General features: G+C 64.6%; 17 protein-coding genes and 1 pseudogene. 6 read left to right on the top strand and 12 right to left on the bottom strand.

Annotation, left to right across the window (positions count from 1 at the left end; all coding sequences use genetic code 11):
• Positions 1-50 precede the first annotated feature (50 nt).
• The 8 genes from AB5Y91_RS04115 to AB5Y91_RS04080 all read right to left on the bottom strand — a co-directional run bounded on the left by AB5Y91_RS04115 (position 51) and on the right by AB5Y91_RS04080 (position 11,360).
• Complete coding sequence (locus AB5Y91_RS04115) at positions 51-1,001, bottom strand: ElyC/SanA/YdcF family protein (RefSeq protein ID WP_368169138.1); 951 nt, start codon at positions 999-1,001, stop codon at positions 51-53.
• Positions 1,002-1,155: 154 nt separating this feature from the next.
• On the bottom strand, positions 1,156-3,900 hold the full coding sequence (locus AB5Y91_RS04110) for a collagenase (protein WP_368169137.1): 2,745 nt from the start codon (positions 3,898-3,900) through the stop codon (positions 1,156-1,158).
• Between the two features lie 177 nt (positions 3,901-4,077).
• Positions 4,078-5,487, bottom strand: a complete 1,410-nt coding sequence (locus AB5Y91_RS04105) for an AMP-binding protein (RefSeq protein WP_368169136.1) — start codon at positions 5,485-5,487, stop codon at positions 4,078-4,080.
• A 10-nt stretch (positions 5,488-5,497) separates the two neighbouring features.
• Positions 5,498-6,427: an o-succinylbenzoate synthase gene (gene menC / locus AB5Y91_RS04100; RefSeq protein WP_106885114.1), complete on the bottom strand. Its 930-nt coding sequence runs from the start codon at positions 6,425-6,427 to the stop codon at positions 5,498-5,500.
• The gene (gene menB / locus AB5Y91_RS04095) at positions 6,427-7,275 is read right to left on the bottom strand and encodes a 1,4-dihydroxy-2-naphthoyl-CoA synthase (protein ID WP_205597051.1); all 849 of its coding nucleotides are present in this window, start codon (positions 7,273-7,275) and stop codon (positions 6,427-6,429) included. Before menB ends, menC begins: the two co-directional genes overlap by 1 nt.
• Positions 7,276-7,373: 98 nt before the next feature.
• Positions 7,374-8,141: a 2-succinyl-6-hydroxy-2,4-cyclohexadiene-1-carboxylate synthase gene (menH, locus tag AB5Y91_RS04090; RefSeq protein ID WP_368169135.1), complete on the bottom strand. Its 768-nt coding sequence runs from the start codon at positions 8,139-8,141 to the stop codon at positions 7,374-7,376.
• Positions 8,142-8,276: 135 nt separating this feature from the next.
• The gene (menD, locus tag AB5Y91_RS04085) at positions 8,277-10,010 is read right to left on the bottom strand and encodes a 2-succinyl-5-enolpyruvyl-6-hydroxy-3-cyclohexene-1-carboxylic-acid synthase (protein ID WP_368169134.1); all 1,734 of its coding nucleotides are present in this window, start codon (positions 10,008-10,010) and stop codon (positions 8,277-8,279) included.
• 30 nt (positions 10,011-10,040) lie between these two features.
• Positions 10,041-11,360, bottom strand: a complete 1,320-nt coding sequence (locus AB5Y91_RS04080; protein ID WP_368169133.1) for an isochorismate synthase MenF — start codon at positions 11,358-11,360, stop codon at positions 10,041-10,043.
• A 209-nt stretch (positions 11,361-11,569) separates the two neighbouring features.
• On the opposite strand from AB5Y91_RS04080, the gene AB5Y91_RS04075 reads away from it, so the two are divergent.
• From AB5Y91_RS04075 to AB5Y91_RS04055, 5 genes are all read left to right on the top strand, one after another.
• Complete coding sequence (locus AB5Y91_RS04075) at positions 11,570-12,475, top strand: 1,4-dihydroxy-2-naphthoate polyprenyltransferase (protein ID WP_162520039.1); 906 nt, start codon at positions 11,570-11,572, stop codon at positions 12,473-12,475.
• A 286-nt stretch (positions 12,476-12,761) separates the two neighbouring features.
• A complete protein-coding gene (gene cstA / locus AB5Y91_RS04070; RefSeq protein WP_368169132.1) occupies positions 12,762-14,888 on the top strand; it encodes a pyruvate/proton symporter CstA in 2,127 nt (708 codons plus the stop codon).
• Positions 14,889-14,947: 59 nt separating this feature from the next.
• Positions 14,948-15,145, top strand: coding sequence for a YbdD/YjiX family protein (locus tag AB5Y91_RS04065; protein WP_025325546.1), 198 nt, complete (start codon positions 14,948-14,950; stop codon positions 15,143-15,145).
• A gap of 158 nt (positions 15,146-15,303) precedes the next feature.
• The gene (locus tag AB5Y91_RS04060; protein ID WP_368169131.1) at positions 15,304-16,317 is read left to right on the top strand and encodes a GTP-binding protein; all 1,014 of its coding nucleotides are present in this window, start codon (positions 15,304-15,306) and stop codon (positions 16,315-16,317) included.
• Positions 16,318-16,330: 13 nt separating this feature from the next.
• On the top strand, positions 16,331-16,549 hold the full coding sequence (locus tag AB5Y91_RS04055) for a DUF6500 family protein (protein ID WP_171275341.1): 219 nt from the start codon (positions 16,331-16,333) through the stop codon (positions 16,547-16,549).
• Between the two features lie 77 nt (positions 16,550-16,626).
• On the opposite strand, the gene AB5Y91_RS04050 is transcribed toward AB5Y91_RS04055, so the two are convergent.
• Positions 16,627-18,021: a PepSY-associated TM helix domain-containing protein gene (locus AB5Y91_RS04050; RefSeq protein WP_368169130.1), complete on the bottom strand. Its 1,395-nt coding sequence runs from the start codon at positions 18,019-18,021 to the stop codon at positions 16,627-16,629.
• A 259-nt stretch (positions 18,022-18,280) separates the two neighbouring features.
• Here AB5Y91_RS04050 and AB5Y91_RS04045 point away from each other — a divergent pair, with 259 nt between their 5' ends.
• Positions 18,281-18,688, top strand: coding sequence for a hypothetical protein (locus tag AB5Y91_RS04045; protein WP_368169129.1), 408 nt, complete (start codon positions 18,281-18,283; stop codon positions 18,686-18,688).
• Between the two features lie 33 nt (positions 18,689-18,721).
• Here AB5Y91_RS04045 and AB5Y91_RS04040 read toward each other — a convergent pair.
• From AB5Y91_RS04040 to dbpA, 3 genes and pseudogenes are all read right to left on the bottom strand, one after another.
• Positions 18,722-18,832: pseudogene (locus AB5Y91_RS04040) on the bottom strand (YkgJ family cysteine cluster protein); the annotation flags it as partial.
• A gap of 33 nt (positions 18,833-18,865) precedes the next feature.
• Complete coding sequence (locus AB5Y91_RS04035) at positions 18,866-19,156, bottom strand: YkgJ family cysteine cluster protein (RefSeq protein ID WP_139744102.1); 291 nt, start codon at positions 19,154-19,156, stop codon at positions 18,866-18,868.
• A 90-nt stretch (positions 19,157-19,246) separates the two neighbouring features.
• Positions 19,247-20,626: an ATP-dependent RNA helicase DbpA gene (dbpA, locus tag AB5Y91_RS04030; RefSeq protein WP_303806900.1), complete on the bottom strand. Its 1,380-nt coding sequence runs from the start codon at positions 20,624-20,626 to the stop codon at positions 19,247-19,249.
• Positions 20,627-20,893 lie beyond the last annotated feature (267 nt).

The raw sequence follows: 20,893 nt of genomic DNA, 5'->3' as shown, positions 1-20,893 counted from the left end.
CCCTCATAAAAAGAGACCCGCCATCAGGCGGGTCTCTTTTTATGCTCTGCTCAGGGCGCGGCCGCGCTGGTCGATGCCGGTATACTGGCGGCACCACTCGGTGCCTGTGCTGGGGCGGTCGAGACGGCCGCGCTGGTCGATGGCGATGTACTGGCGGCATCACTCGGTGCCTGTGCTGGCGTGGTCGAGACGGCGGCACTGGTCGCCTTGGCCGCACTGACGGCAGGGGCAGGTGTTGGCTTGGTGGCTGGTGCCATGGGCAGGCAGGGCTGGCTGGCCCCTATGGTGCTCAGGGCCTGGCAGGGGATGGGGCCGCCGATGACGATGGGCTCGCCGAGGAACTTGGGCCCCTTGTCCAGCACGTAGAGATCGAGCAGCCCCATCAGGCGGGCGAACACCTCGCGCACCCGGGTCTTGATGCCCTGATAGGCGCTGGGATCCAGGGCGTTGAAGCCGACGGCCTCGATGCCGAAGTGGCGGGCGATGAAGATGGCGCGCTCGTTGTGGAAGGCCTGGGAGACCACGGTGAAGCGGGCCTGACCGAACACCTCCTTGGCCCTCACTATAGAGTCCAGGGTGCGAAAGCCCGCGTAGTCGCTGTAGATGGCGCTGGCCGGGATGCCCGCCTGGATCAGGGCCCGCCGCATCTGGCGCGGCTCGTTGTACTGGACGGTGGCGTTGTCGCCGGACACCAGGATGTAGTCCACCTTGCCGTTGTTGTAGAGCTCGGCGGCGGCCTTGATCCTGTACTTGAAGTAGTGGTTCGGGCTGCCCCCGATCAGATATTTGGAGGTGCCGAGCACCAGGGCGACCCGATTGTAGGGCACCGCATCGACGTCGTCGTAGGTGTAGTGACGGGCGTCGGAGACGGTCCACTCGCTGTAGCCCAGCAGCGCGGCGACTGAGGCCAGCAGCAGGCAGAGGCAGGCGAGCAGGATCTTGGCAAACTTCTTCATGCGCGGTGCGGTTCGGGTCTGAAGTAAGAGATGACAGGGGGCCATTCTATTACAAGTTGCCGTGGCGCGTCAGGTTTGATGCTCTGGCATGGCGTCACTCGGGCACAGGCTGTCGCAGAGCGCGGCGCGATCTTGAGCCCATCAAAGGGCGTCATAAAAAGGGCGGCCATGGCCGCCCTGTCTCATTCACGCCTCCCCCTCAATGGGCCGAGTCGTTCGCCTTGCACTCGTCAGACTCCTTGTTGGCGCCCCACCAGGGCAGCAGCTCGTGGCTCAGCCAGCTCTGGTAGGCTTCGCTGTCGCTCGCGATCAGCTGATCCAGCTCGGCTTCGAAGGCGCTCATCGCCTGCTGCTGGTCCGGGTTGCGCAGGGCCTGAGCCATGGCCAGCCAGCTGGCACCGCGGCCGGTCTCGCTGAGGAAGCGATGCACAGTGTAGGACCAGGAGTAGACCATCTCGCCCCCCTTGTCGTAATCCAGGTGCAGTATGTCGGCCAGGCTCGGTCGTTCGGTCGCCGGGCGACCCGCCACGTTGTCAAGGCCACGGGCGAAGCACTGACCGTGGGCGATGAACTCCGCCAGCCCTTCCGACCACCAGGTGGTGCGATTGAGCGGGTAGTGGCCGAAGCTGCCGTACTGGTTGAAGCGACCATCCAGGTAGTGAACGTACTCGTGGCGCAGGTTCCACACCTGGAAGGCTGGGCGCTTCCACTCGGCCTCATAGGCGAAGAAGCGGGCCTGATTGCCGGGGCGGGCCGGATCCCCTTCGATGTAGATGCCGCCGTTGTCGGTGGAGACACCGCCAAACAGGGCGCTGCCGTAGCGTTTCCAGTCGGCGGAGGAGTTGAAGATCACCAGCTCCAGTGCCTCGTTGTTGTCATCCGCCACCGGCTGCCAGCCTGTTTCCATTTGCTGATGGAACTGCTGCTCCTCGGCGCCCAGCTCGCGGCAGATGCCATCGGCCTGATCCTGGCTCAGCTCCTGGGCCCGCAGGCGCAGGGTCGGCGAGCAGGTGTGTTCGAACGGCAGCACATCCTCCAGCCGTATCGGGGTGCAGAGACCGGCAAAGTCACCGCTGATGCAGGCTTCGCTGGTGCGATCTGTGTAGGTCAGATAGTAGGTGGAGAGGGTCAGTGACATGTCTTCCAGCAGATCCTGGCTCTGCTGGCCACCCGGGATCAGGCTGTGATGACGGATGAGATCGATGACTGAGCCATCCAGCAGGGTGCGATAGTTTTCGCTCTCGTCGGGACGGGTATAACGGGCGACCCGATAGAGGCGGGTGTAGGCATCCAGCACGTTGTTGAGCAGGAACAGATCCTTGCCATCCCGTCCTTGCCACAGCGACAGCTCGCTCATGCCGAGGGCGTGCAGCTGTTTGCGCAGCTCACCATCCTGCTGGCGGAAATCGGCGGCGAAGGCATCGCTATGGTCGCTGGCGAAGTCGAGGAAGTTGAGCAGATCGAACAGACCCGTTGCCCAGGCATGCTGACCATTGATCTCGCTGGCGTGGCGGGTGCTGTAAGCCAGCATCTGGTTGAACTGGCCGAGCAGGGTACCGAACCGGCTCTGCACCGCCGGGCTCTTGAACTGGCCATGCAGGGCGATACTCCAGGCACCCATGACGGCTCCCACCTCATCGCTGGCCTGCTCCGGATAGAGCAGCGGATGGGTACCGAGCGCAGTCAGGGCTTCAGCCAGCGCCTCGGCGGCGGCCGGGCCATCTTCCTTGTGCTTGCCATGGTTGTGATAGTTGTGGGCGCGCACATATTCGAGCAGCAGCTTCATGGCCGGATGGGCGGGCTGATTGGCCGCCAGCAGACTCTGCATGCCCCGTGACACGGCCAGCAGCTTGGTGTCATCGTGGCCATAGTTTTCCTGCCAGACGGGAGCGGGCTGGCCGCTGGCGTCCTGCACTATCCTGGCGGCGTCAGCATCCAGCAGATCCGTGCCTGGTTGCTCCGGCTCGGAGCAGGCGCGGCCATCGGCGCGACGGCAGTCGAGCTGCTCCTCCTTGCTGGCCAGCACTATGGGACGATTGAGCACCCGGCTCTCCTGCCATTCGTCGGTCTGTGGCAGGCTCTGCCATTCGCTGCCACCCACCGGGTATTGATAGCCGCTGTCTTTGAGCACCACCTGCACCTCGCTGCCGGCGGGCAGGGTCTGGCGGCAAACCCGATAGCTGATGGTCTTGTCCCCTTCCTGGCGGGTCTGGGGCTCATCGCACTCCTGCTGTGCCCTGCTCTCGTCCAGCTGCCAGCTGTACTGGCGCCAGACGTGCAGCTCGCGGACCTGGCTGGCGGCCTGACTGCCTGGCACGGGTTGCAGGCGGAAGAAGATCTGCTCGAGGCGGCCGTCCCGCTCGTTGGGGGTCTCCTCCAGCACGCTCAGCTGTTGCCAGTTTTGCGGCTGGTATTGCCAAACTTGCTCGGCGCAGCGTCCCTGGGCGTTGAGCTCGCAGCGATCCAGCTCCTGCTGGCTGTGACCCAGGACGATGCGCTCGGGGAGCGGCAGACGATCCTGACGGGGTGCGGTCGGGGTGCCCGTCAGCGGCTCCCAGCGGCCCTGTTTCAGGCCGTAGCCATAGTCATAACTGCTGGCCGGGATGGCCTTGCCGGCCGGCACCACCTGTTCGCAGTTGAGGTAGCGGATCTGCCAGCCCTGCTCGACCTTGAGCTGCGGCTCGCCGCACTGCTGCTCGGCCAGGGCGTCCAGCTTGGTGGCCTGCCAGTCGAAGCGGCGATAGACCCTCAGCTGCCGATAGGGGGCACTAGCATCGCGGGCGCTCAGCTCATAGGTCACTTCGATGAGGTTGTCTCCCAGCTGGCGGCTGGATTCACTGTTCAGCCGGTACTCTTGCCAGTCGGGGGAGTAGCTGGCCAGCGCCGAGGTGGCGAGCAGGCCGGGGGCTGCCAGGAGCAGCAGCCGGGTAGAGAGGTGATTCATCATGATCCCTTTGGTGGATGGAGTGGCGTGGGGACCAGACAGGGTATTGGGCTCCAAAGGAATATCAACGCACCAGATGGCGCCGAGGAATCATGCATTCGGGAGGAAACAACATAGAAACAGCCCCAAAAGGGGCTGTGTTGATAGCAAGGACTGCGCCTCATATGGGGGGCGTTCTCAGTCCCCGGCTTGCAGGCTCCGGGCGAGCAGGGTGCGGGAGGGTTTCAGGCTGCCGCCGAGATCCGGCCAGGGATGCCAGCGGTCCGGCACCATAAAGCCAGGCAACGCCTGCCTGATCCAGGCGGCCAGCTCGGCGTGGGGCACGGGCTCTGCCAGCCAGTCGATGAAGGCGACGGGGCGCTGCCCCCACTGCGCGCTGGGGATGGGCACCACCAGGGCCTGGGCCACGGCGGGGTGATCCACCAGCCGCTGCTCTATGGCCTCGGGCTGGATGTTCTCCCCTCCCGAGATGAAGAGGTTGTCGAGCCGCCCCTCCACCACCAGCTCGCCGTCCGGGGTGAAATGACCCTTGTCCCGGGTGTGGAACCAGCCCTCTTCATCCAGCGGCAGCACCAGCTCCCCGGCCTGGAAATAGCCGGCAAAGAGGGTGTCGCCGCGCACGCAGATCTCCCCCTGGCGGATGCAGACCTCCCGCCCGGGCAGAGGCCTGCCCACTACCCCGGCACCGGCAGGCAGGCCGGTGCAGACCTGGCTGCCCATCTCGGAGAGGCCATAGCTCGACTTGGGGGTGAACCCCAGGGCCTTGAGGCGATTGACCAGGGGCTCAGGGATGGCGGCCCCCCCGAGCAGCAGCTCGCGCAAGCGGGTGCGGGCGGGGTCGAAGCCTTGCGCCAGCAGGCGCCAGAGCTGGGTCGGTACCAGCGAGAGGTGGGTGATGGGCTGATCCTCCAGCCGCCCCTTGAGGGGCTGGGTGCGATCGTCCAGCACCAGGCTGGCCCCCGCCAGGAAGACCCGGAACAGGATGGCGTAGCCGCCCACGTGAAACAGCGGCAGGGAGAGCAGCCAGCCGCAGTCGGCATCGAGCGGGATCAGGCTGGCCGAGCCCCGGGCCGAGGCGAGGTGGTTGGCGAGGCGGTGCACCACGGCTTTGGGTGTGCCGCTGGATCCCGAGGTGAGGATCATGTTGTTGAGCTGGGCCGGTTCAAGCGGCCAGGCTTCCTCGCTTGCCGGCAGTTCACCCCTGAAGTCGAGCTGCAATGGCAACCCGCTCCCCACCGGAATCTCCCCCGCTGACCAGAAGGCGCAGGCATCAAGCTGTGCGGCCAGCTCGGCCTGCCTGGGGAGGGGGAAGGCGGGATTGAGCGGGCAGAAGACGAGGCCGCTGCGCACGCAGGCCCAGGCCAGCAGCACGTCCTCCAGGGCGCCGCGCACCACGGCGACCAGCCGGTCTCCGGCCTTTAAACCCGCCTGCTCGAGCTGCTTGCACAGGCCGTTGAGCCGTGCATCCAGCCGCCGGTAGCTGAGGGAGCCGTTGCCGTGGATGGCGATGCGTTCGGGCGTTGTCTGTGCCCAGTGGCGCACCGGGCAGGCCTCCAGTGAGGTGCCAGCTGCACGGACGGGCGGCATGGGAGCCCCTTCAGTCACGGTGAAACAGGGGAGTCATCAGGCTTGGGTCGGGTTGACCCTGTTTGTCCAGCAGGTCCCTGGCCAGCCAGCGCCTGGTGTCGAGGCCAGGGGCCTGATCCGGCGCCCACTCCCCCGCGAGGCGGGCGAGCTGACCGAGACCGACACCGGACTCGAAACAGGAGGAGACGATGACCTTCAGCTTAAGCTCGCGGGCGCGGGCCACCAGGGCCTCGCTGTTGGCCAGGGAACCGAGCAGGGTTGGCTTGAGCACCAGGGCCTTCAACTGGGGTATGGGTTCCCATGGCTTGCCCTGGGCCAGCAACTCGTCGAGGGCCACCGGCATGCCGGTACGGTTGGCGACGAAGGCGATGTCGGCAAAGTCGGCACAGAGATCTTCCAGGTATTCGATCCGGTTCGGATCCAGGTGACCGCAGAAGGCCCAGGCCTCCTCGCGGGTCCAGCCCTGGTTGGCATCCAGCACCAGCTTGAGATTGGGGCGCCGATCGAGCAACAGGCGGATCAGCGCCAGCTCGTCCCGCATGGGATAGCGGGCCACCTTCAGCTTGGCCTTGAGGGGGGTCTCGTGCAGCCACTGCTTCCAGTTCTTGAGCAGCTCCTGAGGGGAGCCCTGAATGAGGGGATAGGGTTCGGGCAGGCTGGTGCTCTGCTGTGGCCAGTGACGGCGGGCACAGTCGAGCCCGAACTGCACCGAGGGCAGCCGGGGGGCTATGGTCTGCCCCCGGGCGAGTTGCGCCAGGCAGGCCAGGCTCTCGGCTTGCGCCTCGGCCAGGCTCTCCCTGGAGAAACCGGGCAGGGGGGCTATCTCCCCCCAGCCGTCGTTGATGCGCACCAAGAGGCCCTCTCGCGCCACCTCCACCTTGCCGTGAAAGGTCAGGGGTTGGGTAAAGGGCAGTTGGTAGCGATAGAGGGCGAGTGTCATCAGGGGTTCCGCTTGTATTTGGAGAAGTCGGGGCGGCGCTTCTCGTTGAAGGCGTTACGCCCTTCCTGACCCTCTTCGGTCATGTAGAAGAGCATGGTGGCATTGCCCGCCAGCTCCTGCAAACCGGCCTGGCCGTCGCAGTCGGCGTTCAGTGCGGCCTTCAGGCAGCGCAGCGCCATGGGGCTGTTTTGCAGCATCTCCCGGCACCAGCGCACGGTTTCCCGCTCCAGCTCGGCCAGGGGCACCACAGTGTTGACCAGCCCCATGTCGAGGGCTTGGCTCGCATCGTACATGCGGCACAGGAACCAGATCTCGCGGGCCTTCTTCTGGCCGACGATGCGGGCCATGTAGGAGGCGCCCCAGCCGCCGTCGAAGGAGCCGACTTTCGGGCCTGTCTGGCCGAACTGGGCGTTGTCGGCGGCTATGGTGAGATCGCACATCATGTGCAGCACGTGGCCGCCACCGACCGCATAACCGGCCACCATGGCGACCACGGGTTTGGGGCAGGTGCGGATGTCGCGCTGGAAGTCGAGTACGTTGAGGTGATGAGTCCCCTCGTCGTCGCGGTAGCCACCGTAGTCGCCACGGATCTTCTGGTCACCGCCGGCGCAGAAGGCCTTCTCGCCAAAGCCGGTCAGTATGATGGTGCCCACCTTGTCGTCGTAGCGGGCATCGGCCAGGGCCTGCAGCATCTCTTTCACAGTGCGGGGGCGGAAGGCGTTGCGCACCTGGGGGCGGTTGATGGTGATCTTGGCAATGCCATCCTGGGACTTGTGATAGAGGATGTCCTCGTAACCGGCGGAGCAATCCTGCCACTCAATGGGAGCGTACAGTTCCGCTTCCGTCATTGCCTCAATCATGGTGTTTTCCTTCTGGTGTGGTAGAGGTCAGCCGGGCAACCCTGTCAGGGGCGACGGGGGCATAGGGTTGCGCTTCCGTCATTGCGTCAGTCATGACTCTTCTCTTCTGGTTGCTTGACCCAGTCCCGCAGGAGCCGGGCAAAGGTGTCGGGCTGGCTGGCGTGCAGGTTGTGCCCGCCATCCAGAGCCAAGTGATTGATATTGCAGCCTTGCTTGACCAGCTGGCAAGCTAGGCGATGGAATTTGTGATCCCGGCTGCCGGAGATCCAGCGCACCGGCAACCGGGTTTTGCCCAGCCAGGGGGCGAGATCCGGCTGCTTGCCAAGGGAGGTGGCGCGCAGCATGGTCGCCACGGCTCTGCCCTCGTTGCCAAGGCGTTTAGCCATTTGGCGGGCACGGGCCTCCTCGTCCAGATCGGCGAACACCCCCTGCCGGTACCAGTCCGCCAAGACCTGGGCCAGGGGTTCGCGCTCGAAGCGCCGGGCCCAGCCCTCGTCGTGTTTGAGGCGGGCGGCGCGCTCGGTCACCGGCAGGCCCGGATGGCAGTTCTCCAGCAAGAGCGCCTGCAATCCGGCGGGGGACTGGCTGGCGTGATAGAGAGCGAGCCGCCCCCCCAGGGAGTAGCCCGCCAGTTGGTAGCGCGTTATACCCCGCGCGGCCAGCTCGCCGCAGAGCCACTCGTGGGCCTCGTCAAAGCCGCTCACCCTCAGCCCCTTGTTGCTGCCGTGGCCCGGCAAGTCCAGCGCGTGGCAATCTATTCCAGGCATTGCCTCGATCACTGGCTGCCAGTCGTCGGCGTTGCCGAGCAGACCGTGCAGCAGTACCAGGGTTGGCTGGGTTCTGTTAGTGGCCACGGATAAGGGTTCCCAGTGCCTTGAGATCCTCGGCTGCCTCGTTGTCACGCAGAACCTTGATTTCATATGCCACGGATAAGGGACCCCAGTGCTTTAAGATCCTCGGCCACCTCGTTGTCACGCAGAACCTTGATTTCATATGCCACGGATAAGGGTTCCCAGTGCTTTAAGATCCTCGGCCACCTCGTTGCTCGGCACCTTGATTTCAATCAGGGTTACCCCTTTTTCCAGGGCGGTTGCGTAATCTTGCTCGAACTCGGCCAGGGTGGTCGGCGCTCTGTAGTGCAGGCCGAACATGGCGGCGGCGTGCTCGAAGTGCAGGCCGTGGGGCAGGCAGTAGTAGGTCTCCAGCAACGCATCTTTAGTCGGTACCGGCAGCATGCGGAAGATGCTGCCACCGTCGTTGTTGAGCAGGATCACCACCAGGGGGCGGCTCCCCTTGCCGAGCAGGGCCAGGCTGTTGAGATCGTGCAGGGCGCTGAGATCGCCGATCAGCAGTGTGGTCGGCTCGTCGCTGGACAGAGAGAAACCGAAGGCAGTGGCGATCAGGCCGTCGATGCCGGAGGCGCCGCGGTTGGTCATCAGCCGGCTGGGGCCCTTGCCGGTTTCGCCGAGCATGTCCATCAACCGGGCCGGCATGCTGTTGCCGACGAACAGCTGGCCCTGGATGAGCTGGGTCAGACGGTGGCAGACCCCGAGTTCGGAGAAGCGATCGCAGGCGCGGCGAATTTGGCCGCTGATGCCCTGCTGGCGCTCCGCCAGCCGGTGCCAGGGTAGATGGCGGTGGTCCACCGGATGGGCCGCGGCGAAGGCGCCGGGCGTACACACCAGGCGGCGACGCAGCCGGTAGTCCGGATCCAGCCTGGCCGGCTGCGGGTCCACCAGCCAGTAATCCTGCCAGGGGTGTTGCTTGATGAACTGGCCGAGCCGCTTGGAGATGAGGCGGGCACCGAACTGCAGCAGCACCTCGGCCCGGGCCAGCTCGGTCACGAAGCAGCTGTTTTGCAGGGCGAGATCCATGTGGATTAGGTTGCGACTGTCGAAGCGGATCTGGCTCTGCAAGTCCGCCAGCAGCGGCCAGCCGAGGCGCTCGGCCAGCTGGGCTACCCTCTGCGCCTCGGCCGGATCCTGAATGCGGCCCGCAACTATGACACCGCGTTTGCCCTGCAAGGCGGCCCAGTCGGGCTGGCGGGGGCAGTGCTGCTCGCCCTGCTGCCAGGGGCTCCAGGGCTCGTTTGAATGGAGCCAGTCACCGAGGGGGGCCAGGTAGTCGGAAAAATCCAGGTACGCCTCGCCGGGATAGAGGGGCTCGGGATACATGCAGTTGAAGTGAACCGGCCCCGGGGTCAGTGCCTGTCTGGCCAGGGCCTGATCCACCGAACTCAGCACGAAGGCTGCCGGTATGGTCGGGGTGGGGCTCGGCAGGTTCTGCTGATAGACGGGGTAGCGACCGAAGATCCCCTGCTGATCGATAGCCTGGTTGGCGCCGTTGTCGATAAGCTCGGGCGGACGATCGGCCGAGAGGATAATCAGCGGCACGCCTGTGAGTTGCGCCTCTGCCACCGCGGGCCAGAGGTTGGCCACCGCTGTGCCCGAGGTCATGATCACCGCCACCGGTCGGCCACTCCCCTTGGCCAGCCCCAGCGCCATAAACCCCAGACCCCGCTCGTCGAAGTGGAGATGACGGCGAAAACCGGCATGGGCGGCGGCGGCCATGGTGAGCGGCGCCGAGCGGGAGCCTGAGGCCAGCGCTATGTCCCGCACCCCGAGGCGATAGAGCTCTTCCAGCAGGAGGGAAGACCAGACGTGGTTGAAGGTGGCATGCTGGCTGGCAAACGCTCGGTGCTCAGGCAATTGGCTGGCGGGCATAAGGCTCTCGCAGTGGGTCGATGAAAAACGCTATCCCAGCAGGGAGAGCACGTTGGCGATCTTGTTGTCGAGCTCGGCCCACTCGGCGGCGGGCTCTGACCCGGCCACTATGCCGGCGCCGGCAAACAGGCTGATGCCCCGGGCCGTTATGCGGGCGCTGCGGATGGCGACCGAGAACTCAGAGGTCTCCCGGCTCAGCATGCCGCAGGCACCGGCGTACCAGCCGCGCTGGTAAGGTTCATATTCGCGGATAAAGGCCAGCGCCGCCTCGCGGGGGGCACCGCCCACCGCCGGCGTCGGGTGCAGGGCAGCCAGCAGTTGCCAGTCGCACACACCGGGCTTGAGCTCGGCCTCTATGTCGCACTTGAGGTGTTGCAGCAGCCGCAGTTTCAGGATGCGCGGCTCGGTCAGGGTGGCGTCCGTGGTGAGCGGGGCCAGGCGGCTCAGGATGTCGGCGTGCACCAGCCGGTTCTCCAGCCGGTTCTTGCTGTCGGCCAGCAGCTCGGCGGCCAGGGCAGCGTCGGCCGCCTCGTCACCGGAGCGGCGTATGGTGCCCGCCAGCGCCTCGGTGAAGAGGTGGCCGCTCTCCCGGCGATAGAGGCGCTCGGGGGAGCAGGAGATGAAGCTCTGCTCGGGGGAGAACTGGAAGCCGAAGTGGAAGCACTCCTGGGCGTGACTTGCCCACTGGGTGAGCAGGGACCAGGGGCAGAGGGGGGCATCCCCATGCTGGCCGGTCAGCACGCTTTCCCGGGAGAGCACCACCTTGGGGGTGTGGGCCTGAAAGGCGGGCGCCGTTACCCGCTCTACCAGGGTTTGCCACTGGGCCTGACCCGGGACATCCTGGCGCTGCCATGGGCTTTTTTGCAGTGGGGGCAGGGGGGCTTCCGGTTTCAGGGCGTCGAGGGCGGCCTCGGCCGCCTGCAGTTCGGTATCCAGATTGCCGTCGGTCAGCCAGAGGTTGAGGCAGAGGCTGACACACTCTCCCCGGCGCACCAGCTCGATGCGCGGCAGCACGAAGCGGCAGGGGCCGAACCCCTGCCAGCCGGGCTGGGCCGGATCGAACGCCAGGCCGCCGTAGTAACGGGGGCTGTCTTCACTGTTTGAGTTGGCGAGATCGCAGACCCGCTGGATATCCGCTGGCCGGGTCAGCTCGTGGATGGCGCCGAGGGCCACGTACTCGGGGCTCCTGGGGCCACGGGCCTGCCAATAGATGCGGGGATACAGGGTCTGCGCCGCCAGCCATCCCGGGAAGAGGTCGACGTTGGCCGCCACGCGCAACCGCACGAAGCCGCTGACATTGCTGTGACGCAGGGCGTCCAGTTGTTGCTTGAGATGGGTCTGAGCCAACATGGATGTCTTGTCTGAGCCGGATAGTCGCAATCGCTCTGGGGGAGGATGGCGCAGGTTGATGCCAAAGGGCGATGATTTCCTATATATTATCTGCCCATTCTTCCATGTAAATTGCCCGAGGGAGCCCAGCCCCCACGGAGCCAAGTATACCTAAATCCGGTTCGATAACCCTTAACACGATCAATATCTGATTGTTTGGCCATCACAATATGACAAATACCTTCTCTGTTTGGTTGCTGGCGGCGCGTTTGCGAACACTGCCCCTGGCGTGCTCCTCCATTTTGCTGGGCTCGGGGCTCGCAGCCAGCCGGGGGGCCTTCGACGGCGCCATCATGGGCCTCTCCCTGCTGACCGCCATACTGCTGCAGATCCTCTCCAACCTGGCCAACGACTATGGTGATGCGGTCTCCGGTGCCGACAACGGCGAGCGGATCGGGCCCCAGCGTGCCGTGGTATCCGGCCTCATCACCCGCCACCAGATGTGCATCGCCATGGGGTTGACCGCGCTGGCGGCCGTGGTGAGCGGCCTCTCCCTGCTGGTCTGCGCCTTCGGGGAGCAGTGGCAGCAGATCCTGACTTTCATCCTGCTGGGGGGCGCCGCCATAGTCGCGGCCATCACCTACACGGTGGGCAAGACCCCTTACGGCTATCGCGGTTTCGGGGACATCTCGGTATTCCTGTTCTTCGGCCTGCTGGGGGTGCTCGGCTCCTACTACCTGTTCACCCATACCCTGCAGTGGGATCTGCTGCTGCCCGCTACCGCTTGCGGCCTGTTGGCGACCGCTGTGCTCAACATCAACAATGTGCGGGACATAGAGAGCGATGCCGCCAGCGGCAAGATCACCCTGGCGGTGCGGCTCGGCCGCAACCGCGCCATCGCCTATCACTGGGGGTTGCTGGGGGGGGCGCTGCTGGCCACCATCGCCTTCCTGCTGACCCAGCCCGCGAGTGTCTGGCCCTGGATCTTCCTGCCCGCCATCAAGCCCCTCACCGATGCCGCCCGCACCCTGCGCGAGAGCTTCGATGGCGAGGTGTTGACCGGCGCCCTCAAGAAGACCGCCATCAGCGCCTTCCTGTTCAGCCTGCTGCTCTCGGTCGGGCTGGCGCTCTCCTGAGCGCTGTGCCGCCATGGACTGGCGCTGTTTGTAGTGCGCCAGACCAAGAAGGGCCCCGTTGAAGGGGCCCTTACTGTTGGTGTGCCTTGCCGTTTTCTTCAAGCATTTCAGCGCTTTTCCCTCCTGCTCCAGGCCTGATGGCCGTGATCCGGCTGGCAATATTGAGAAATTCTCGGAACGGGTCGCCGACTTGTGACGGGCCTCGATTGTGGCACGGCGTCGATTGCTATAGAGATGTAAGCGTATGGGGTTTCATATGTAAAAAACCAATGGCAGGGACAGGCTTATGGACAGGTTAGGGAAGCATCTTGGATGGGGGCTGCTGGCACTGCTGGGCGCCAGCTCCCTCGGTTACATCGCCCTCAACAGGGGCGAGCAGATCAACGCGCTCTGGATAGTGGTCGCGGCTGTGTGCGTTTACCTTATCGCCTACCGCTACTACGGGCTCTTCATCGCCAAGCGGGTGCTGGCGGTCGACAGCAGCCGCATGACGCCGGCGGTGCGGCACAACGACGGTCTGGACTATGTGCCGACCGACAAGAAGGTGCTGTTTGGCCACCACTTCGCCGCCATCGCCGGCGCCGGTCCCCTGGTCGGCCCCGTGCTGGCGGCCCAGATGGGCTATCTGCCCGGCATGCTCTGGCTGCTGGCCGGTGTGGTGCTGGCGGGGGCTGTGCAGGACTTCATGGTGCTGTTCGTCTCCACCCGTCGCGATGGTCGCTCCCTCGGCGAGCTGATCAAGTCGGAGATGGGCCCGGTCGCCGGGGTCATCGCCCTGGTCGCCACCTTCATGATCATGGTGATCATACTGGCGGTGCTGGCGATGATAGTGGTCAAGGCGCTCACCCACAGCCCCTGGGGCACCTACACTGTGGCCTTCACCATACCGCTCGCCATCTTCATGGGGATCTACAACCGCTACCTGAGACCGGGCCGCATCGGTGAGGTCTCCATCATAGGTCTGGTGTGCCTCATCTTCGCCATCGTCTCCGGTGGCTGGGTGGCCGAGAGCCAGACCTGGGCTCCCTACTTCGACTTCGACGGGGTGCAGCTGACCTGGATGCTGGTGGGCTACGGCTTCGTCGCCTCCGTGCTGCCGGTCTGGCTGCTGCTGGCGCCGCGGGACTACCTCTCCACCTTCCTCAAGATAGGCACCATCATAGGCCTGGCCATCGGCATACTGGTGACCCAGCCGACCCTGCAGATGCCGGCGCTGACCCAGTTCGTGGACGGGACAGGCCCGGTCTGGGCCGGGGATCTCTTCCCCTTCCTGTTTATCACCATCGCCTGCGGCGCCGTCTCCGGCTTCCATGCGCTCATCTCCTCCGGCACCACCCCCAAGATGCTGGCCAACGAGAACCAGGCCTGCTTCATCGGTTATGGCGGCATGTTGATGGAGTCCTTCGTCGCCATCATGGCGCTGGTCTCCGCCTGCGTCATCGATCCGGGCGTCTACTTCGCCATGAACAGCCCCATGGCTGTGCTGGCACCGGCGGGCACCGCCGACGTGGTGGTCTCCGCCGCCGCCGTGGTGAGCAGCTGGGGCTTCCAGATCACCCCGGAGACCCTGACCCGCATCGCCAGCGAGGTGGGTGAGCAGAGCATCATCTCCCGTGCCGGCGGTGCCCCGACCCTGGCGGTCGGCATGGCCTACATACTGCACGGTGCCCTCGGCGGCCTGATGAACGTCGCCTTCTGGTACCACTTCGCCATCCTGTTCGAGGCGCTCTTCATCCTCACCGCCGTGGATGCCGGCACCCGGGCGGCGCGCTTCATGCTGCAGGATCTGATGGGGGTCATCTCCCCCTCCCTGAAACGCACCGACTCCCTGCCTGCCAACCTGCTGGCCACCGCCCTGTGCGTGCTGGCCTGGGGTTACTTCCTCCATCAGGGGGTGGTGGACCCGCTCGGCGGCATCAACACCCTGTGGCCGCTGTTCGGTATCGCCAACCAGATGCTGGCGGGCATGGCGCTGATGCTGTGCGCCGTGGTGCTGTTCAAGATGAAGCGTCAGGCCTATGCCTGGGTGGCCCTGCTGCCCACCAGCTGGCTGCTCATCTGCACCCTGTCGGCGGGTTGGGAGAAGACCTTCAGCGACAATCCCAAGCTCGGCTTCCTGGCCATAGCCAACAAGTTCCAGGCGATGATCGACAGTGGAACAATCCCGGCCCAGTACACCGAGTTCCAGCTGGCCCAGCTGGTGTTCAACAACCGGCTGGATGCGGGGCTGACCATCTTCTTCATGGGGGTGGTGGTGGTGCTCGCCGGCTTCTCCCTGAAGACGGCCCTCAAGGCGCTGCAGAACCCGCAGCCGACCGCCAACGAGACCCCCTATCAGCCGATGCCGGCGCAACAGGGTGCCACCCGGCCCCAGTCTGATGACGACGGCGATCTGGCTCCCAGCCTCAAGTAAGTCAGCAGGCCGGCACCCCAGGGTGCCGGCTCCTCACTGACGACGAACAAGGAGCAAGCATGTTTGATACCCTGGCCAAGGCGGGCAAGTATCTGGGGCAGACCGCCAGGCTGATGGTGGGCGTACCCGACTACGACAACTATGTGCAGCACATGCGGCTGACTCACCCGGAGCAGACCCCCATGAGCCACGACGAGTTCTTTCGCGAACGCCAGGATGCCCGCTACGGCGGCAAGAATGGCGGGCGCTGCTGTTAGGAGACGTTGAGGTTTCGGCGCTGTCGCGATGAAACCTCAACGGCCCCTCATACATCCATCACCGGAGCCCATCATGACGCAAGCGGTAGTGGTCACCCTTGCTTGAATGGTTTTCTCGGCTCTGGCTAGATATATCCCCTCACCACAGGACTTTCATCATGACCCAGGCTGTAGCGGTCACCCTGCTGACCGGTTTTCTCGGCGCCGGCAAGACCACCTTGCTCAACCATTTCCTGCGCCACCATGGCGATGCCTCCGTGGCCATCCTCGAGAACGAGTTCGGCGCCGCCAATATCGACGGTGCCCTGCTGGAGGGAGGCTCGGGGGTCAGCGTGGTGGAGCTCAGCAACGGCTGCGTCTGCTGCAGCGTGCGGGGTGAATTTCGGGCCGCCCTGAGCGATCTGCTGGCCCGGCGGACGGCGGGGGAGTTGCAGTTCGAGCGGCTGATCGTCGAGACCACGGGGCTCGCCGATCCCGCCCCCATCATCCAGACCTTCTTCGTTGAAGAAGCATTGCGGGATGCCCTGCGCCTGGATGCCGTCATCACCCTGGCCGACTGTGAGCACATAGGTCGTCAACTGGATGAGCACCCGGTGGCTGCGTCCCAGCTCGGCTTTGCCGACCGCATCCTGCTCACCAAGACGGACAGGGTGGACGGGGCGACCCGGGAGGCGGCCATAGCGCGAGTCCAGGGCATCAACCCCAAGGCGCAGATCATCGACATAGTGCGGGGGGAGTGCCCGGCCGGGCTCTGGCTCGATCTGGATGCCTTCGCCCTGAGCGACGAGCTGAGCCTAAGCCAAGGCATCAAGATAGTGCGTGGGGGCGGTCAGGGCGTCGAGGCGTTTGCGCCCCTCTCGGCCCGGCCCCGCTCCTGGCAGGATGTCATCTCGGCCCACCTGTTCGAGGGGGGCGAGCTGGACTTGAAGAAGATAGGGGCCTTCATGGAGCAGTGCATAGAGCAGCATGGCAACGACATGTTGCGTTACAAGGGGGTGCTGGCCATCGCCGGGGAGCCGCGCCGGCTGATAGTGCAGGGGGTGCACAGGGTGGCGGGGTTCGATTACGGCTCTCCCTGGGGTGACGAGGTGCCCTGCTCGCGGCTGGTGGTGATCGGTCGCTACCTGCCTCTGGAGGCGCTGGAAGAGGGGTTCGCCCTGACCCGGGCCTGAGGAAACATGACAGATGCGTGAATCACTCAAACAGAAAATCATCCAGGTCTGCCACCAGAAGATCGGCCAGAAGGGGGAGGGGGTGGGCGTCTCCTTCTATGCCTTTTTCGCCAACAGGAACGACGATCCCGAGCTGCTGATGGAGGCGGCGACCTGGTGGATCCAGACCCAGAAACTCGACCACTTCGAGAAGGCGCGCAAGATCATCGCGCTGGTCGAGGCCATGAAATAGGGCGGGATGAAACAAGAAGGGCTCCTGATGAGGAGCCCTTCTTGTTTATGGTTTGCAGCCATCGCGGCCGTGTGGCCTTAGCTGGCTGGCGCCACTGCGGTCCGGCGGGAGAAGAAGAGACAGTCCAGCAGCCAGATGACCAGCATGGAGGCGCCCACCAGGGGGAAGCAGATCCCGAGCAGCACCAGCACTGCGATGGCGCCGCCCATGGGGGGCAACTTGGCGGGCAGGGGCGGGGCGGCGAGCCGGCCCTTGGGGCGGCGGCTCCACCAGATCCAGAGCCCGCTCACCGAGCTTGCCAGCACCATCAGGCAGATGATCAGCATGACGAGCTGGTGGGGCCAGCCGTAGATCTTGCCCATGTGCAGCATGACGCCGGTTTCCACCGTCTTGGCGACCGGACCGTAATCCTGCCAGCGCACGTCGGCCAGCACCTTGCCGCTGTATTGATCTATGTGCAGGGTGGCGTCGTTGCGCGGGTCATCGGCGAACAGGGCTATGGTATAGACGCCTGTGTCACCGACCGGCGGCGTGATGCTGTAACCCGAGTGAACTCCGCGCTCGGTGGCGATCTCCACTACCCGTTGCAGGGGGATGCGGTGGCTGGCCATGACCATGCCGTCGTGTTCCCCGCCATGGTTCATGGCGCTGTGATCATGGCTTTCCGGCGCTGGCTGCGAGCTCGGCATGGGAGTGTTCTCGACGGCCCAGGGCACAGTCTGTTCATGGGCATGGTTGAGGGTGCGGGCGAGAGGGGCGGATTTGGGCACCTCGTTCCACATGGCGGCCGGGAAACGATTCCAGACGTTGGCGAACTGATCGCCCCAGAAGCCGGTCCAGGTCATGCCGCTCAAGAGCAGCAGCAGCAGGAAACCCGCCCCCCAGAAGCCGACCACGGCGTGCAGATCGCGCCACCAGAGACGTCCGCGCTGGTTCATTCTGGGCCAGAGGATGCCCCCTACGCCGGGTCCCTTGCGCGGCCACCACAGGTAGAGCCCGCTGACGAGCAGCACTATGCCCCAGCCTGCGGCCAGTTCGATCAGCCGATCCCCTGTGGTGCCGAGCAGCAGCTCTGCATGCAGGGCACGGGCCACCGCCTGCAGGTTCCACTTGTTGTCCATGGTGCCGAGCAGGGCGCCGCTGGCGGGATCCATGAAGAGGGTCAGCTCGCGCTCACCCTGGTTGACGATGAGCTGGGCGCTCGCGTCGGTGGCCACGGGGGGCAGGTATTTGCGCAGGCTGGCATCTGGCATGGCGATCTTCGCCTTGGCCAGCAGTTGATCGGCGCTCAGGGCCTGGGTGGCGGGGGCCACCTTCATCAACTCGGGGTAGAGCAGGTTGTCGAGCTGGGGCTTGTACAGGTACAGGATGCCGGTGAGGGAGAGCAGGATCAGAAAGGGGGCGACGAAGAGACCGGCATAGAAATGCCAGCGCCAGATCCTTTGGTAATAACTCGCGTCTTGATTCTTCATCTTTGATCCTTGCGCCCAGGCTAAAGGTTTCAGTTGGTGGAATGTTTGGTTGGCGCGGATGATAGCAGCAACGTTTTATTAACTGCAACAGAACATGCTGGCTCCGCCTTCACTTCGTTGCGCACAGAAACTGTGCCATTTGGCGTCGATGTCTGTCGGTGATGGCCTGGGCTCGATGGACTTTTTGCATATAAATCCTTACCTTGTTGCAACATCAGGCGGCGTCGGCGCGGCGAAAAATTCAGGGGAGGAGGGGGACGTGCACTTGCAACCACACGGCCATTTCGAGATGCAGCGACAGGGGCAGGTGCTGATTTGCCGCCCGAGCGGCCCCTTCAATCTGGCGGGTGCCATGGCCTATGAGGCTGCCTTCAGCCAGCAGATCGCAGGATTGCGCGATGCACCCTGGGGTATTGTCGAGGTGGCGACCGAGTTCGAGGCCGCCGGTCCCGAGGTGCTGGCGCGCTTTCGTCGGCAGTTTGGCTGGTGCGCCGCCAATGGCTGCGCCTTTCTCGCGGTCGTGGTGGTGGGCGGGTTCAAACGCTATCTGGCGGATCAGGTCTTCAGCGATCTGCCGTTCAGGGCCGTGGGTTACTTCGAGCAGGAGGCGGCGGCCATCCGCTGGCTGGGGGAGCAGCTCGGCGGCGACGTCACATCGGTGAGTTGACCCGGCAGCCCGGGGCCGTCTTGTCTGCCCGTCTCATTCCAGCTTGATAAACCATTTATCCCGCTCGTCGACGCAGTCGGGCTCACCCATCTCGAATTCACGGCAGATCAGCGGCCGCACCTCATAGAAGTTGCACATCGTTGATAGGGCAGCCCAGCGCGGCTTGCTACCCCTTGGTCAACTCAGCTTGATAAACCACTTGTCCCGCTCGTCGACACAGTCGGGCTCGCCCATCTCGAATTCGCGACAAATGAGGGGGCGCACCTCATAGATGCGGCACATCATGGTGTTGCGGTCGAGGGCCGCGCACCAGCCATCTTCCAGCCGGCGCATCACGGGGATTTCCCCTTCCCTGTCGAGCACATAGCGATCCGGCACGCCGGTATCGGTAAAGAGCATCACTTCGAGGCGGCAGCAGCAGGCTTCGCAGTTCTGGCAGCTCACGTCGGTTTGGATTGCTTGGGTCATAGTGCCTGTCTTGCCGCATGGCGGCATCGAAATATATGAAACAGGCGCCTGTCAGGCGCCTGTGGTCTGGCTAAGGGCTTGTGAAGAACCTTAGCCCAGTTTGCGGGCGCGGTAGGTGCGCCCCTTGATCTTGCCTTCCTGCAGCCGCTTGAGGGCGGCGCTCGCCACCTGACGCTTGACCGCCACGTAGGAGTACTGCTCGGAGATCTGGATCTTGCCCACATCGGCGCCAGCAATGCCGCCTTCGCCGGTCAGGGCGCCCAGGATGTCACCGGCCCGCACCTTGGTCTTGCGGCCCGCATCGATGGAGAGGGTCACCATCTGCGGAGCTATCGGCTTGATGTCGCGGCCTATGGTGTCGAGATCCCCCAGCGGCATCGGCGCCTGCTGGTACTCCTCGATCAGGTTGACGCGCTGGGCTTCGTTCGGCTGATAGAGGCTCAGGGCCAGGCCCTGCTGGCCGGCACGACCGGTACGACCGATGCGGTGCACGTGCACTTCAGGGTCATAGGTCAGCTCGTAGTTGATGACGGCGCCCAGCTCCTTGATGTCGAGGCCCCGGGCCGCTACGTCGGTCGCGACCAGTATGGTGGCGCTGCCGTTGGCAAAGCGCACCAGCACCTGATCCCGCTCCCGCTGCTCCAGATCGCCGTTCAGCGCCAGGGCCGAGAAGCCCTTGGCGGCCAGGTGATCGGCCACGTCGTTGCAGGCGCGCTTGGTGTTGCAGAACACCACGCAGGAGCTCGGCTGATAGTGGCTGAGCAGCCAGGTGAGGGCGTCGAGGCGCTGACCGGCCGGCACTTCATACAGCTTTTGTTCGATGGCGCTGCCCTCGTGCAGGGACTCCACACTCACCTCGACCGGGTTGCGCTGCACGCCGCGGCTCATCTGGGCTATCCCCTCCGGATAAGTGGCGGAGAACAGCAGGGTCTGGCGGCGCTCGGGGGCATAGCTAATGACCTTGTTGATGTCTTCGCCAAAGCCCATGTCCAGCATGCGATCTGCCTCGTCCAGCACCAGAGTCTCCAGGCTGGAGAGCTCCAGGGTACCCTGCTCCAGGTGCTTGAGAATGCGACCCGGGGTGCCGACGGCGATGTGGGCACCGAAGCTCAGGGTGGCGGACTGAGGTGCGGTCGGGGTACCGCCACACAGGGTCACCAGCTTGACGTTCGGCAGGGCGCGGGCCAGACGACGGATCTCCTGAGCCACCTGATCCGCCAGCTCGCGGGTCGGACAGAGCACCAGGGCCTGTACGTCGACACGGTTGACGTTGAGGCGGGAGAGCAGGCCCAAGGCGAAGGCGGCTGTCTTGCCGCTGCCGGTTTTGGCCTTGGCGATCAGGTCTTTGCCTTCGAGTACCAGGGGCAGGCTCTGGGCCTGGATCGGGGTCATCTGCAGGTAACCCAGGCTGGTGAGGTTCTCTTGCAGGGCGGGGGAGAGATTGAGGCTGCTAAATTCGCTGTTGTTCACAAAAGGACTCTATTTCGGAGAAAACGGGGATGCGCGAGCGCTAAGGCCGCGCATCATACCAGAATGTGGCGCCGGATGTGGCGGATTTTTGAACGCTTAAGCCGGTGCAACCTCAGGGCGGGTTCATCTGTCCCCATGGCGACAGAGAGGTGCAACCGGGGTGGCACCTGGTGAATGTTTGCAGTGATTCGCTAATTATTTATCAGGGGTAAACGTTTTCTATTCTGGTTGATTAAATTTCCTGGATGAAATAGGTGCCGTGCATGA

Origin of the sequence: Aeromonas sp. R4-3, from assembly GCF_040908275.1 — a bacterium.
Taxonomy (GTDB): domain Bacteria; phylum Pseudomonadota; class Gammaproteobacteria; order Enterobacterales; family Aeromonadaceae; genus Aeromonas; species Aeromonas rivipollensis.
This window is presented reverse-complemented; position numbering and strand designations above follow the sequence as displayed.

Excerpts from the sequence above, each read along its gene's own strand:
- AB5Y91_RS04115 (WP_368169138.1), bottom strand. The coding sequence starts at position 1,001 with ATGGCCCCCTGTCATCTCTTACTTCAGACCCGAACCGCACCGCGCATG.
- AB5Y91_RS04110 (WP_368169137.1), bottom strand. The coding sequence starts at position 3,900 with ATGAATCACCTCTCTACCCGGCTGCTGCTCCTGGCAGCCCCCGGCCTG.
- AB5Y91_RS04105 (WP_368169136.1), bottom strand. The coding sequence starts at position 5,487 with ATGCCGCCCGTCCGTGCAGCTGGCACCTCACTGGAGGCCTGCCCGGTG.
- menC (WP_106885114.1), bottom strand. The coding sequence starts at position 6,427 with ATGACACTCGCCCTCTATCGCTACCAACTGCCCTTTACCCAACCCCTG.
- menB (WP_205597051.1), bottom strand. The coding sequence starts at position 7,275 with ATGACGGAAGCGGAACTGTACGCTCCCATTGAGTGGCAGGATTGCTCC.
- menD (WP_368169134.1), bottom strand. The coding sequence starts at position 10,010 with ATGCCCGCCAGCCAATTGCCTGAGCACCGAGCGTTTGCCAGCCAGCAT.
- AB5Y91_RS04080 (WP_368169133.1), bottom strand. The coding sequence starts at position 11,360 with ATGTTGGCTCAGACCCATCTCAAGCAACAACTGGACGCCCTGCGTCAC.
- AB5Y91_RS04075 (WP_162520039.1), top strand. The coding sequence starts at position 11,570 with ATGACAAATACCTTCTCTGTTTGGTTGCTGGCGGCGCGTTTGCGAACA.
- cstA (WP_368169132.1), top strand. The coding sequence starts at position 12,762 with ATGGACAGGTTAGGGAAGCATCTTGGATGGGGGCTGCTGGCACTGCTG.
- AB5Y91_RS04065 (WP_025325546.1), top strand. The coding sequence starts at position 14,948 with ATGTTTGATACCCTGGCCAAGGCGGGCAAGTATCTGGGGCAGACCGCC.
- AB5Y91_RS04060 (WP_368169131.1), top strand. The coding sequence starts at position 15,304 with ATGACCCAGGCTGTAGCGGTCACCCTGCTGACCGGTTTTCTCGGCGCC.
- AB5Y91_RS04055 (WP_171275341.1), top strand. The coding sequence starts at position 16,331 with ATGCGTGAATCACTCAAACAGAAAATCATCCAGGTCTGCCACCAGAAG.
- AB5Y91_RS04050 (WP_368169130.1), bottom strand. The coding sequence starts at position 18,021 with ATGAAGAATCAAGACGCGAGTTATTACCAAAGGATCTGGCGCTGGCAT.
- AB5Y91_RS04035 (WP_139744102.1), bottom strand. The coding sequence starts at position 19,156 with ATGACCCAAGCAATCCAAACCGACGTGAGCTGCCAGAACTGCGAAGCC.